The sequence below is a fragment of the Gordonia lacunae genome, from assembly GCF_002149015.1.
GTDB lineage: Bacteria > Actinomycetota > Actinomycetes > Mycobacteriales > Mycobacteriaceae > Gordonia > Gordonia lacunae.
Genome location: NZ_NGFO01000030.1, coordinates 35690 through 49596, shown reverse-complemented (window position 1 = coordinate 49596; position 13907 = coordinate 35690). Strand labels below are relative to the sequence as shown.

8 protein-coding genes are annotated in these 13907 nt (G+C 68.4%); 1 reads left to right on the top strand and 7 read right to left on the bottom strand.

Annotated elements, in window-relative coordinates; all coding sequences use genetic code 11:
• Nucleotides 1-111 precede the first annotated feature (111 nt).
• From CA982_RS21210 to CA982_RS21180, 7 genes are all read right to left on the bottom strand, one after another.
• Nucleotides 112-2091 (bottom strand): acetoacetate--CoA ligase, encoded by a 1980-nt coding sequence (locus CA982_RS21210; protein WP_086537165.1) that lies wholly within the window; start codon nucleotides 2089-2091, stop codon nucleotides 112-114.
• Entirely contained in the window at nucleotides 2088-3731 is a 1644-nt protein-coding gene (locus tag CA982_RS21205) for an AMP-binding protein (RefSeq protein ID WP_086537164.1), read from the bottom strand. Before CA982_RS21205 ends, CA982_RS21210 begins: the two co-directional genes overlap by 4 nt.
• Nucleotides 3732-3785: 54 nt before the next feature.
• A complete protein-coding gene (locus CA982_RS21200; RefSeq protein WP_244176415.1) occupies nucleotides 3786-4721 on the bottom strand; it encodes an HpcH/HpaI aldolase/citrate lyase family protein in 936 nt (311 codons plus the stop codon).
• Between the two features lie 5 nt (nucleotides 4722-4726).
• Nucleotides 4727-5251 carry a MaoC family dehydratase gene (locus tag CA982_RS21195; RefSeq protein ID WP_086537163.1) on the bottom strand — a complete coding sequence of 175 codons (525 nt, stop codon included), beginning with the start codon at nucleotides 5249-5251 and terminating at the stop codon, nucleotides 4727-4729.
• A complete protein-coding gene (locus CA982_RS21190) occupies nucleotides 5248-6393 on the bottom strand; it encodes an acyl-CoA dehydrogenase family protein (protein ID WP_086537162.1) in 1146 nt (381 codons plus the stop codon). Before CA982_RS21190 ends, CA982_RS21195 begins: the two co-directional genes overlap by 4 nt.
• A 10-nt stretch (nucleotides 6394-6403) precedes the next feature.
• Complete coding sequence (locus CA982_RS21185; RefSeq protein ID WP_086537161.1) at nucleotides 6404-8446, bottom strand: acetyl/propionyl/methylcrotonyl-CoA carboxylase subunit alpha; 2043 nt, start codon at nucleotides 8444-8446, stop codon at nucleotides 6404-6406.
• 62 nt (nucleotides 8447-8508) lie between these two features.
• On the bottom strand, nucleotides 8509-10086 hold the full coding sequence (locus CA982_RS21180) for a carboxyl transferase domain-containing protein (RefSeq protein ID WP_086537160.1): 1578 nt from the start codon (nucleotides 10084-10086) through the stop codon (nucleotides 8509-8511).
• Between the two features lie 239 nt (nucleotides 10087-10325).
• Between CA982_RS21180 and CA982_RS21175 the strand changes: the two genes are divergently transcribed.
• Nucleotides 10326-13901: an indolepyruvate ferredoxin oxidoreductase family protein gene (locus CA982_RS21175; RefSeq protein WP_086537159.1), complete on the top strand. Its 3576-nt coding sequence runs from the start codon at nucleotides 10326-10328 to the stop codon at nucleotides 13899-13901.
• The last annotated feature ends 6 nt before the right edge of the window (nucleotides 13902-13907 follow it).

The following is a 13907-nucleotide window of genomic DNA, read 5'->3' as shown; positions in this document are numbered from 1 at the left end:
CCGGCCGTCGCCCCCCACGAGCGCAGAACTGATCCCCACGCTAGTACACATGTCCGCCGGGTCCCATGCCCCTTGCCCGACACGGCCCGCTCATCGGCCCGTGGACCGCGCTCACCAGCGGTGTGCGCGACCCTGCTCTGCGTACCAGTTGATCAGCGCATAGTCGTCGACCGCCTTGGGGTCGATGTTGACCTCGGATCGGCCGGCCAGAATCGCGGTGACCGGAACCTCGAGCTTCTTCCCCGTCCTGGTGTGCGGAATGCCGGGGGCCTCGATCACCTCGTCGGGCACATGGCGTTTCGAGAGACGGTCGCGGACCGAGGCAGCGATGCGGCCGATCAGCGCGTCGTCGAGCGTCGCGCCGGGGACCAGGGTGACGAACAGCGGCATCCAGTAGGCGCCGTCCGGTCCGTCGACACCGAGCACGAACGCCTCCGCGATCTCGTCGAGCGCCTCGACCACCTCGTAGATGTCGGCCGATCCCATCCGAATCCCGTGGCGATTCAACGTCGCGTCGCTGCGGCCGTGGATCACGAGCGACCCGCGCTCGGTCACGGTCACCCAGTCGCCGTGCCGCCAGACCGGCTTCTCCGGGTTCGACGCCCCGCTCTCCCATTCGTGGGCGAAGTACGCGGCGCGGTATCGCGCACCGTCGGGATCATCCCAGAAGCTCACCGGCATCGAGGGCATCGGAGCGGTGACGACGAGTTCGCCCACCTCCCCCACCAGTGGGCGGGCCTCGGGCGACCAACTCTCCAGCGCCACACCGAGGTAACGGACCGACAGTTCACCAGGAACGACCGGCTCCCCGGTCGAGCCACCGGCGAAGGCGGACACGATGTCGGTGCCGCCACTGATCGAGGAGATGGGCAGACCGGACCGGACGTGGTCGTCGACCCAGGTGAAAAGATCTGCCGCGAGGGACGATCCGGTGCTCCCGAGCGCCCGCAGCCGGTTCAGATCGTGCCGGCGCCCCGGTTCCAGACCCGCCTTCCGCGAGGCCTGCAACTGCCCGGGACTCGTACCGAAGTAGGTGACCCGCTCGTCGTCGACGATCTGCCAGAGCCGGTCGGCGTCGGGGTACAGGGGCGAGCCGCTGTAGCAGACGATCCGCGAACCGCAGAGAAGTCCGGCGACCTGATAGTTCCACATCATCCAGCTGAGCGCGGTCTGCCAGAAGAACACATCGTTCGACGACAGATCGCCGTGCAGGGCACCGGCTTTCAGATGTTCGAGGAGAACTCCCCCGTGTCCGTGCACGATCCCCTTGGGCCGTCCGGTGGTGCCGGAACTGAAGAGCACCCACAACGGACGGTCGAAGGGAACCTGCAGCGGCCGGAGATCACCGGGGTCGCCGGCGCGGGCCTCGGCGTAGTCGATGGTCGACGGCGCCGGGTCGGCGTCCCCGATCGTGATGTGCGCGAGCAGGTTCGGCAACAGGCCCGCCAGCTCCGCACTGTCGGAGCGCTTGTCGACGACCTTGCCGTTGTAGCGATAGCCGGCCGCGGTGAACAGCACCTTCGGCGCGAGCTGACCGAGGCGACCGGCCGCCCCCTGAGGCGCATAGTCCTGACCGCATCCCGACCAGACCGCGCCGAGGGAGGCGGTGGCGAGGAAGGCGATGACGGCTTCGGGGATGTCGGGCAGGTAGGCGGCGACCACATCGCCGGGACCCACCCCGTGCGCACGGAGTGTCGACGCCAGGCCGGCGACCTGCGACGGCAGCTCCGACCAGGCGATCTCCGAACGCTCCCCCGCCTCGTCGATCCCGACGATCGCGGCGCCGGGCAGGGCGGCGTGTCGCAGAACCTGATCGACGTAGTTCAGGCGTACGCCGGGAAACCAGACGGCACCGGGCATCCGGTCGTCGGCGAGCACCGCCTCGTCCCCGCGGCCGAGGGGTTCCGCGGCGAGGGCGTCGAGGTCGAAGAACTCCCAGACCGCACGCCAGAATTGCGCCGGCTGACGGACCGACCACGACCACCGGGCGTCGTAATCGCTGGTGTCGACCCCGAACCGCTCGTGCACGAAGTGCCCGAATCGATTCATCTGAGTGTCCGCGGTCGGCACCGCGTCACTCGTGGTCGTCATCGCAGTTGCTCGAGGATCGAGGCCGCCTCGTCCCGCATCGCCACCTTGCGGACCTTCCCGGTGACGGTCATCGGGAACTCCTCGACCACGTGGACATATCGCGGGATCTTGTGCCGCGCGATCTTGCCGGTCGCGAACTCGCGCAGGTCGTCCGCGGTGAATTCGGCTGCGGTGTCGCGCAGCCGGACCCAGGCCATCAGCTCCTCGCCGTACTTCTCGTCGGGCACCCCGATGACCTGGGCGTCGAGGATGTCGGGATGGGTGTAGAGGAACTCCTCGATCTCGCGCGGGTAGATGTTCTCCCCGCCGCGGATCACCATGTCCTTGATGCGCCCGGTGATCCGGACATATCCGTTGTCGTCCATGTCGGCGAGATCGCCGGTGTGCATCCAGCCGTCGGCGTCGATCGCCTCGGCGGTCTTCTCCGGTTCATTCCAGTACCCGGTCATCACCGAGTATCCGCGCGTACACAGCTCGCCCGTCTCGCCGCGTCCGGAGGTCTCACCGGTGCCGGGGTCGACGATCTTGATCTCGAGGTGCGGGCCGACCCGGCCGACGGTGGTGACGCGCAACTCCAGCGGATCGTCGACCCGCGTCTGCGTCGACACCGGCGACGTCTCGGTCATGCCGTAACAGATCGACACCTCGCGCATGTGCATGCGGTCGACCACCTGCCGCATGACGTACTCCGGGCACGGCGACCCCGCCATGATGCCGGTACGCAGGCTCGACAGGTCGATGTCGAGCCCGTCGTCGAGCAGGTCGAGTTCGGCGATGAACATGGTGGGCACGCCGTAGAGACTGGTGCAGCGGTACTCCGCAACCGCGTCGAGGGTGGCGCGTGGGTCGAATGCCGGCGCCGGGATGACCATCGCCGCACCGTGACTGGTGGCCGCGAGGTTGCCCATCACCATGCCGAAGCAGTGGTAGAAGGGCACGGGTAGACAGATCCGGTCGTCGGCGGTGTAGTTCAGCAGTTCGCCGACGAGATACCCGTTGTTCCCGATATTGCGGTGCGACAGCGTCGCGCCCTTCGGAAATCCCGTTGTGCCCGAGGTGTATTGGATGTTGATCGGGTCATCGGGCGACAGCGACGCGGCGATCGCCGAGACTCGTTCGAGTTCCTCGGCGCTCGCATCGGCGCACAGCGCATCCCATCCCGGCGAGCCGAAGAGCACGACCTCGCGCAGTTCCGGGCACCGCGGTCGCGCCTGCTCCAGCATCGATGCGTACGCGGAGTCCTTGAAACTCTCGGCGGCCAGCACCACACTCGTCCCGGACTGCTGCAGCGCGTACTCGATCTCGTTCTGGCGATACGCGGGGTTGAGATTGACCAGGACCGCGCCGATCTCGGCCGCGGCATACTGCGTCAGAACCCACTCGAACCGGTTGGGCGACCACAATCCGACGCGGTCGCCGACCGACACGCCCAGTCGCAACAGGCCGGCCGCGACCGCACGGACGTCACGATGGAACTCCGAGTACCGCCATTCCCGTCGTGCGGCGGCGTCGATCAGGGCGGTCCGGTCACCGTGGGCCTCGACGGTGCGGGCCAGAGTGGCTCCGATGGTCTCGGTGAGCAGGGCCGGTGTCTCCTCACCGCGCGTGTGTGCAGGCTTCGGGTGAGCCTCGGTGCTCATGTTCTGCTCCGGTCTGTCTTCGGGCGTGCTGCCCGGATTGGGTGGGATGTTCGGTCAGTTCTCGCCGGCGGCATCCGGACGGGGATCGCTGACGCGGGAGAGGACGACCTCGGCCTGGCGCAGGACCGGTCCGTCGATCATCTGGCCGTCGAGGCTGAAGACCCCGCCCGCGTGTTCGGCGGCACCGTCGAGGACCCGGCGCGCCCATTCGACCGCCTCGTCGGACGGCCGGTAACCGTCCCGGATGTGGTCGACCTGAGACGGGTGGATACAGGCGGTGGCGGTGTAACCCAGTGCCACCGCATCGCGGACCTCGGCCACGAGTCCGTCGACGTCCTCGATGTCGAGGTGCACCGAATCGACCGCGAACTTGCCGTGCGCAGCTGCGGCGATGCGGACCATCGAACGCACCCAGCTCGCGACGTCCCGGTATTCGCCGGGGCGGGATTCACCGGGACCGAAGCGGCTGGACGTACCGCCCAGGCCGGCGACGAGATCCTCTGCCCCCCACATCAGTCCGATGCAGTTGGAGGTCGCGGCGATGTCACGCGCCCGGGTCGCGCCGAGCGGCGTCTCGATGAGGGCGATCGTCTGGAACGCGGTGTCCAGGATCGAGGAGACGTCCTCGGCCTTGGCCTGCATCACCACCCGGTAGTTCGTCTCCGACACGGCCGCGAGATCGCGCCGGTAGTCGCCGGTTCCGGCCGGGTTGATCCGCACGATGGTGCGATCCGGATCCACGGGGTTGGCGACGAGGGCCTCCCGGGCCGCGCCGCGGTTGGCCGGCGACACCGCGTCCTCGAGGTCGATGATGACCACGTCGGCACGGTCGAGGGCCTTCTGGTACCGCTCGGGACGGTCGGCCGGACAGAACAACAGGGCAGGTCCGGGCGGCAGCCACGCATTGGTCAATTGCGGCCCCGCCAGTCCGTGACCTGCTCGATTCTGACCTGAACCGACCGGACCTCCGGGTGGGTCCTCGAAGAACATCGTCGTCACTCCGTCCGTTGCCTGCGCACCAGCGTTGCTCGTGCGGCGCGGGCGACGACCTCGCCGTGCTGGTTGCGTCCGATGTGGGTCAAGTTCACCACGCCTTCGCCCGGGCGCGACCGCGATTCGCGTTTACCGGTGCACTCGGTCTCCGCGTAGAGCGTGTCGCCCGCGAACAGCGGTGCCGGGAAGGCGACCTCGCTGAACCCCAGGTTCGCCACGAGCGTGCCCTGCGTGAGCTGCGAGACCGACAATCCGACGATCGTCGACAGGGTGAACATCGAGTTGATCAGGCGCTGCCCGCCGAAACCCGGCTGCTCAGCCGACCAGGCGGCATCGAGATGGAGCGCCTGGGTGTTCATGGTCAGCGTGGTGAACAACACGTTGTCGGCCTCGGTGACGGTGCGCCCGGGACGGTGCTCGTAGATCGTGCCCTCGTCGAACTCCTCGAACCACAGTCCTCGCTGCACGATTCGACGCACCGCGGAGCCACCGTCCGCGTCCGGGCCGGGCGCCGGCGCGCCGCTCATGCGAAACCCAGCTCGCGGGCGATCAGCATGAGTTGCACCTCGGTGGTGCCCTCGCCGATCTCGAGGATCTTCGAGTCTCGGTAATGGCGGGCGACGGGATAGTCGTTCATGAAGCCGTAGCCGCCGTGGATCTGGGTCGCCATCCGGGCATTGTCCATCGCCGCCTCACTGGCGATCATCTTCGCGATGGAGGCCTCCTTCTTGAACGGCTTGCCCGCCAGCATCTTCGCCGCCGCGTCGTAGTACGCGGTCCGGGCCACATGCGCCCGGGCCTCCATCCGGGCGATGGCGAAGGACACCGACTGGTATTCGCCGATCGCCTTGCCGAAGGACTGGCGTTCCTTGGCGTACTTCACGCTCTCGTCGACGCATCCCTGCGCGACGCCGGTCGCGAGGGCCGCGATCGCGATGCGCCCCTCATCGAGGATCGACAGGAAGTTGGCGTACCCCCGTCCGCGTACACCCAGCAGGTTCTCGTGGGGAACGCGTACGTCGGTGAAGGTCAGCGGATGCGTATCCGAGGCGTTCCAACCGACCTTGTTGTACGCCGGCTCGGCGGTGAAACCCGGTGTCCCGGAGGGCACGATGATGGTCGAGATCTCTTTCTTGCCGTTCTCCTTCACACCGGTCACCGCGGTCACGGTCACCAGTGAGGTGATGTCGGTGCCGGAGTTGGTGATGAACTGCTTGCCGCCGTTGATGATCCACGAGTCGCCGTCGTCGCGGGCCGTGGTCGCAGTGGCGCCCGCGTCGGACCCGGCACCCGGTTCGGTGAGACCGAAGCCCGCGAGCGCGGTGCCCGCGGTGAGCTCGGGCAGGTACTGCTGCTTCTGTTCCTCGGTACCGAAGCGGTAGATCGGCATGGCGCCCAGACTCACACCGGCTTCGAGCGTGATGGCGACGGACTGGTCGACCTTGCCGAGCTCCTCCAGTGCCAGCGACAGGGCAAAGTAGTCGCCGCCCATGCCGCCGTATTGCTCCTCGAACGGGAGACCGAACAGGCCCATCTTGCCCATCTGGGCGACGACGTCATACGGAAAGCTGTGCTCGGCATCGTGTTTGGCGGCCACCGGCGCCACCACGGTCTGCGCGAAGTCGCGGACCGTCGCGATGAGGTCGGTGTACTCCTGGGTGAGTTCCATGTGAATCCTTCTACTGGGAGTCGGCAGTTGCTTCAGAGGTGGCGACGACAGCGAGGATCTGTCCCGCATCGACCTTGTCCCCCACCGCCACCGAGATGTCCACGGTGCCGTCCACCGGGGCGGTCAGGGCATGTTCCATCTTCATCGCCTCGACGACGACGATCGACTGGCCTGCGGACACGTCGTCGCCGGACCGGGTGGCCACGGCGACCACGGTGCCCGGCATCGGGCTGGTGATCTCACCGGCGTGTTCGGCGGCGGCCTCGTCGAGCAGGGGTTTCGCGAGTTCGAGGACCCATGTGCCCGACGGCCCTGCCACCCACCAGCTCTCGCCGACGCGGACACTCGACCACGACTGCGTCACCCCGTCGACGACCAGACGGTCCGCCGCGCGTCCGTCGCCGGGTTGCGCCGGTTGGTAGACCACGTGCCCGGTCCACGACGCCTCGGGGTCGTCGTCGGCGGTGACGGTGGCGGTTCCGGACAGCGATCGCGCGTCGGCGGCATCGACCTGGATGGCGACCGTCGAGTGCCGTGCGCCGGCGACGAGGCGGGTGATGACCGGGGCGGGCGGGCCGACACGCCATCCGACCGCCGAGGACCAGACACTGCCCGCATCGCGGGTCCCGATCCGCGCGAGTCCGGCGAGCACCTGGGCCTCGGGGGTGGGCTCCGGCGCGGCGTAGTCGACGACGAGGCGGTCGAGCAGTTCGGTGTCGAGGTCGGCGTCGACGACGGCCTGCTGACGCAACACGAAGCGGCAGAAGTCGATATTGGTGACTACGCCCAGGACCCGGGTGTGGGCCAGCGCCTGATCGAGGCGTTCCAGTGCCTCCTCGCGGTCGGCGCCGACGGCGATGACCTTCGCCAGCATGGGGTCGTACTCGCTGCCGACGCGCAGTCCGTCGAGCATGGCCGAGTCGACGCGGACCCCGCTCCCGGGCGAGGTGTCGGGATGGACGAGATGTTCGATCGTGCCACCGGTGGGCAGGAAGCCACGGGCGGGATCCTCGGCGTATACGCGCGCCTCGATCGCATGCCCGCGCAGGGTGATCGAGTCCTGGGTGAGACCGAGCACCTCTCCGCGGGCGACCCGGATCTGCTGTTCCACGAGGTCGACTCCGGTGACGAGCTCGGTCACCGGGTGTTCGACCTGCAGGCGGGTGTTCATCTCCATGAAGAAGAACTCGTCCGGCCGGTGCGCCGACACGATGAACTCGACCGTCCCCGCGCCGGTGTAGCCGACGCTCCGGGCGGCATCGCAGGCGGCCTCACCGATGCGAGCCCGGGTCGCGGCATCGAGCAGCGCCGAGGGCGCCTCCTCGATCACCTTCTGGTGGCGTCGCTGCAATGAGCACTCGCGTTCGCCCAGATGGATGACGTTCCCGTGCTCATCGGCGAGCACCTGCACCTCGATGTGGCGGGGAGTGTCGACGAAGTGCTCGAGGAACAGTGCGTCGTCGCCGAAGGCGGCGGCGGCCTCGCGCCGTGCTCGTTGCAGCGCCGCCGGTAGCTCAGACGGTTCCGCGACGCGATGCATACCCTTGCCGCCGCCACCCGCGCTGGGTTTGATGAGAACCGGGAAGCCGATGTCGGGTGCGGCGGCGATGAGGTCGTCATCGGTCAGTCCGGGCCGCGACAGACCCGGCACCACGGGTACCTCCCGTGCGGTGACCGCGGCGCGGGCGGTGATCTTGTCCCCCATCGTCGCGATCGCCTCGGCCGGCGGCCCGATGAAGACGATGCCCGCCTCCGCGAGGGCGGCCGCGAACTTCTGGTTCTCCGAGAGGAATCCGTACCCCGGGTGGACGGCGTCGGCACCGGTCGTGCGCGCCGCGTCGACCACCGCGCCGATGTCCAGGTAGCTCTGGGCGGCCGCGGCCGGTCCGATGCGGACGGCGACGTCGGCCTCGCGCACGTGACGGGCCTGCGCATCGGCGTCGGAGTAGACGGCGATGCTGCGAATTCCCATGTGGCGCAGGGTGTCGATCACGCGGCAGGCGATCTCACCACGGTTGGCAACCAGGACACTACGGATGGGTCTGGTACTCACGGTCGGGGTCCTCGGGGTAGGCGGGAGCGGCGTTGCGCATCTGTGGTCAAGGCTTCTGGGGGTCACATCCGGAAGACGCCGTAGCGCGGTTCGGCGAGCGGGGCGTACCGGGCGGTCTCGAGGGCGAGGCCGAGCAGGGTGCGGGTCTGTGCCGGATCGACGATGCCGTCGTCCCACAGCCGCGCGGTCGAGTAGTAGGCGTCGGACTGTCGTTCGAACTGCTCGCGGATCGGGGCCTTGAACGCTTCCTCGTCGTCGGCCGTCCATTCGTCACCCGACCGCTCGATCTGGTTGCGGCGCACCGTTCCCAGCGTGTCCGCCGCCTGTGGTCCGCCCATGACCGAGATGCGGGCGTTCGGCCACATCCACAGGAACCTCGGCGAGTACGCACGTCCGCACATCGAGTAGTTGCCAGCACCGAACGATCCGCCGACCATGACGGTGAACTTGGGGACCCGCGCGCATGCCACCGCGTTGACCATCTTGGCCCCGTTCTTGGCGATGCCGCCCTGCTCGTAGGCCTTGCCGACCATGAAGCCGGTGATGTTCTGCAGGAACAGCAGCGGGATTCGACGCTGGTCACACAGTTCGATGAAATGGGCGCCCTTCAAAGCGGATTCGCTGAACAGCACACCGTTGTTGGCGATGATCCCCACTGGATGACCGTGCAGGTGCGCGAACGCGGTCACCAGGCTGGTGCCGTAGTTCGCCTTGAACTCGGAGTATTCGCCCCCGTCACACAGGATCTCGATGACCGACCGGACATCGTAGGGAGTTCGCGGGTCGGTGGGCACCACATCGTAGATGTCGGTCTGCGGCCGCAGCGGCTCACGGACCGGGACGGTCTCCCACTGGGCCGCCTCACGGGGTCCGAGGGTCGCGACGATCTCGCGGACCTTGGCGAGCGCCTGCTGGTCGTTGTCGACGAGGTGATCGGTGACGCCCGACACCGACGAGTGCATCGCGCCGCCGCCCAGGTCCTCCGCGGAAACGTCCTCACCGGTCGCGGCTTTCACGAGCGGCGGACCCGCGAGGAAGATGGTGCCCTGGTTGCGCACGATCACCGTCTCGTCGCTCATCGCCGGGACGTAGGCCCCGCCGGCGGTCGAAGAGCCGAGCACCGCGGCGATCTGCGGTATTCCCGCCGCGCTCATCGTCGCCTGGTTGTAGAAGATCCGGCCGAAGTGATCGCGATCGGGGAACACCTCGTCCTGCTGCAGCAGCATCGCGCCGCCCGAATCGACGAGGTAGATGCACGGCAGCCGGTTGGCGGCCGCGATCTCCTGCGCGCGCAGGTGCTTCTTGACCGTGACGGGGTAGTAGGTGCCGCCGGAGACGGTGGCGTCGTTGGCGACGATCATGCACTCGCGACCCGCCACCCGGCCGACACCCGCGATCACCCCCGCGGCGGGCACCTTGTCGCCGTACATCCCGGAGGCCGCGAGCGGCGCGACCTCGATGAACGGCGAGCCGACGTCCAGCAGGCCGTCGACCCGGTCCCGCGGGAGCAACTTGCCGCGCGCGACGTGGCGCTCGCGCGCCTTCGCCCCACCGCCGGCGGAGACGTTGCGGAGGCGTTCGCCGAGCAGGTCGAGATTGCGCTGGTGTGCGGCCCGGAAGCCGTCGAGCGTGCTGGTCACCGTCGACCCTTCAGTTAGTTGGAATTAACTGAAAGAGATCGTACGCGATGCAGTGGCCCATGTCACGCCCGGATTCGACCACCGGCGCGATGATCCGCGCGGCCGGCGTGACGTGACGCGCGTCACGTCTTCTCGTAGTGTTGTGGCAGGCCCACCACCCCCGGGCCGCCACAACCGATGCGCCGACACTCCCCGGGAACCCCGGATCGGCCACCGCACGTAGAAGGCCAGGTGACCCCATGACCCTCGCAGACGATCGTGCTCGCTACGAGCACGTCTCGACCCCCGACAACCGACCGCCCGAGGCGGCAGTCGCCGGGTTCTCGCTCGACGACCGCTATACGCGCGACGCCGGCGACATCTACCTCACCGGAATCCAGGCACTGGTACGCATGGTCCGCGACCGCGCTCGCGTCGACCGCCGTTCCGGTCTCCGGACCGCCTCGTTCATCTCCGGTTACGAGGGCTCTCCCCTCGCCGGCTACGACCTCGAGCTCGCCCGGCGCCGCGCACTCCTCGCCCCGTACGACATCGTCCACCGGCCCGGCCTCAACGAAGAACTCGCCGCGACATCGGTGATGGGTTCCCAACTCGCCGCCCAGGTCACCGGTGGTGGCGACCTGGCTCCGTCCGCCGATGGGCTCCCCCGCGACGGCGTCGTCGGATACTGGTACGGCAAGGCCCCCGGCCTCGACCGCGCGACGGACGCGCTGCGTCATGCCAACCTCATCGGAACCCATTCCGCCGGTGGCGCCGTCGCGCTCGTCGGCGACGACCCGGGCGCGAAGTCCTCCACCGTTCCGTGCGCGTCCGAGATGGCCCTGGCCGACCTCTACATCCCGATCCTGTATCCCGCCGATTCGCAGGACATCCTGGATCTAGGGGTTCACGCGGCGATCATGAGCCGCACGAGCGGACTCTGGACCTCGCTCAAGATCTCCGCGCACGTCGCCGACGGCGCGTCGACCGCGCATGTCGACCCCGACCGGATCGTGCCCGTCGTCGGCGAGCTCGGGACGAGTCCGCATGTGCCCAGCGGACGGCTGCTCGGCGCCCATCTCATGGAGCTCGAGCAGAATCAGCTCACCACCCGACTTCCGCGCGCCCAGGAGTACGCCCGGCTCAACGGCTTGAACCGGATCGTGGTCTCGAGCCCCGATGACCGCATCGGGATCGTCGCCGCCGGAAAGACCTACCTCGACCTCCGGGAGGCACTGCGCCTCCTCCATGTCGACGACGACGATCTACGCCGGCTCGGGATCCGCATCCTCAAACTCGGCATGGTCTACCCGATCGAGCGAGACATCCTCAACCGGTTCATGTTCGACACCGCGACCGGCGATCTCGACGAGGTCATCGTGATCGAGGAGAAGCGCGACTTCATCGAGACGATGATGCGCGACATCCTGTTCCGGCATCCCCGCGCGCCGCGCATCGTCGGCAAGGTCCACGAGGACGGCTCGACCCTGTTCTCCCGGTTCGGCGAACTCGACGTCGACGCCGTGACACGTGGCCTCGCCGACCGGCTCGCCCGCCATCAGATCGACGCCGCGCAGATCTGGCTCGACCGCAAGGCCACGCGCCGCACCCGCATCGAGCTCCCGCTGGCCGTGCGCACGCCGTACTTCTGCTCCGGCTGCCCCCACAACAGTTCCACGAAGGTCGCCGAGAACACCCTGGTCGGCGCCGGTATCGGCTGCCACGCCATGGTGTTGCTGATGGACCCCAGACAGGTCGGGGACATCGCCGGCGTCACCCAGATGGGCGGCGAGGGTGCGCAGTGGATCGGCATGGCCCCGTTCGTCGCTGCGGACCACTTCGTGCAGAACGTCGGCGACGGGACCTTCTCGCACTCGGGATCACTGGCGGTGCGCGCGGCGGTGGCATCGGGTGCGAACATCACCTACAAGCTGCTCTACAACGGCACCGTGGCCATGACCGGCGGCCAAGACCCGGTGGGTGCGCTGACTCTGCCGCGGCTGACCTCGCTGCTGCTCGACGAGGGCGTCAACCGGATCGTGGTCACCTCCGACGACCCGAAACACGTCCGCACCCTGGGACTTCCGGCTCAGGTCCAGATCCGCCCGCGCGATGACCTGCTCGACGTGCAGACCGAACTCGCGGCCGTCCCGGGCGTCACGGTCCTCGTCCACGACCAGCACTGCGCCGCCGAGAAGCGCCGGAAGCGCAAGCGCGGCACCATGTCCACCCCCACTCGTCGGGTGGTGATCAACGAACGCATCTGCGAGGGCTGCGGTGACTGCGGCGAGAAGTCGAACTGCCTCTCGGTGCACCCGGTGCAGACCGAGTTCGGGCGCAAGACGAGGATCGACCAGAGTTCCTGCAACCTCGACTTCTCCTGCCTGCAGGGCGACTGCCCGTCGTTCGTCACCGTCACCCCGGGCACGGATCGAATCCGCACCCGCGCAGCAGATCTGGCGGAATCCGAGTTGCCGGCGCCCACGGTCCCCGCCATCGGCGACACCTTCTCGTTGCGTATCACGGGCGTCGGCGGCACCGGGGTGGTGACCGTGTCCCAGGTCCTCGCCACCGCGGCCGTCCTCGACGGGCACTCGGCCCGGACCGTCGACATGACCGGACTCGCCCAGAAGGGCGGCGCGGTGGTCAGTGACATCAAGGTGGCTCCACATCCACTGGAGCAGGCGGCCAAGGTGGCGTCCGAGGATTGCGACCTCTATCTCGTCTGCGATCCGCTCGTCGGGACCGACCCGGCCAATCTGAAGGTCGCCGCTCCGGAGAAGACGATCGCGGTCGTCTCGACCACCCAGGTGCCGACCGGGCTGATGGTCATCGACACCTCGGTCGGCTTCCCGGCCGAGGCCGCGGTCCACTCCGCTATCGACGACCGGGTGGCGCGAGCTGTCTACCTCGATTCGGGAGCATTGTCGACGGCACTGTTCGGCGACGAACAGTACGCCAACATGCTGATGGTCGGTGCCGCGTATCAAGCTGGCGCCCTGGCCATCTCGGCGGAATCGATCGAGCGGGCGATCGAACTCAACGGCGTCGCGGTGGCCGCCAATGTGCAGGCCTTCCGGCGCGGCCGGCAGATCGTCGCCGATCCCGGCTCCGTATCCGCGACCATCGATGGTCTGCACGGCCGTCCCACCGCCGAGATCGAACCGAGCCGCCATGCCCTCGAGGTGGTCGCCGGTCTCGCGGACATCGACGACGACCTCCGGCGCACCATCGCGATCCGATACGACGAGCTCACCGCCCACTCCGACGAGCGGTATGCGCGCACCTACCTCGACACGGTCGACCGCGTACGACGCGTCGCCTCGGAGTCCTCGCTGACCGGTGCCGTCGCCCGGAACCTGTTCAAGCTGATGGCCTACAAGGACGAGTACGAGGTCGCCCGGCTCACGCAGGACCCGTCGTTCGCCGCGCGGATCGCCGACGAGTTCGGCGCCGATGCCGACGTCGCGGTGCGCCTGCATCCACCGACGCTGCGCAGTTTGGGCATGCGCGAGAAGCTCGCGCTGGGATCGTGGGCCGACCGGCCGCTGAGCGCGCTCGCGACGATGAAGCGGCTTCGAGGAACCCGAATGGACCCGTTCGGCCGCAGCGAGATCCGACGTACCGAGCGCGCGCTGATCGTCGAATACCGGGAGCTCGTCGACGCCGTTCTCGATGCGCTCGCGAGTGGGCGGATCGGCGCGGACCGGCTGCCCGCGGTCGTCGACCTCGCGGAACTACCGGACATGGTCCGGGGTTACGAGGGGGTCAAGATGGCCAACGTCGGGCGCTATCGGGAAGCGGTCGCACGGCAGCGGAAGGTGCTGGGGATCTAGGGGTTC

What these genes read in the sequence shown, in the direction of transcription:
- CA982_RS21205 (WP_086537164.1), bottom strand. Translation starts at nt 3,731, where the DNA reads ATGAGCACCGAGGCTCACCCGAAGCCTGCACACACGCGCGGTGAGGAG.
- CA982_RS21210 (WP_086537165.1), bottom strand. Translation starts at nt 2,091, where the DNA reads ATGACGACCACGAGTGACGCGGTGCCGACCGCGGACACTCAGATGAAT.
- CA982_RS21175 (WP_086537159.1), top strand. Translation starts at nt 10,326, where the DNA reads ATGACCCTCGCAGACGATCGTGCTCGCTACGAGCACGTCTCGACCCCC.
- CA982_RS21195 (WP_086537163.1), bottom strand. Translation starts at nt 5,251, where the DNA reads ATGAGCGGCGCGCCGGCGCCCGGCCCGGACGCGGACGGTGGCTCCGCG.
- CA982_RS21190 (WP_086537162.1), bottom strand. Translation starts at nt 6,393, where the DNA reads ATGGAACTCACCCAGGAGTACACCGACCTCATCGCGACGGTCCGCGAC.
- CA982_RS21200 (WP_244176415.1), bottom strand. Translation starts at nt 4,721, where the DNA reads ATGTTCTTCGAGGACCCACCCGGAGGTCCGGTCGGTTCAGGTCAGAAT.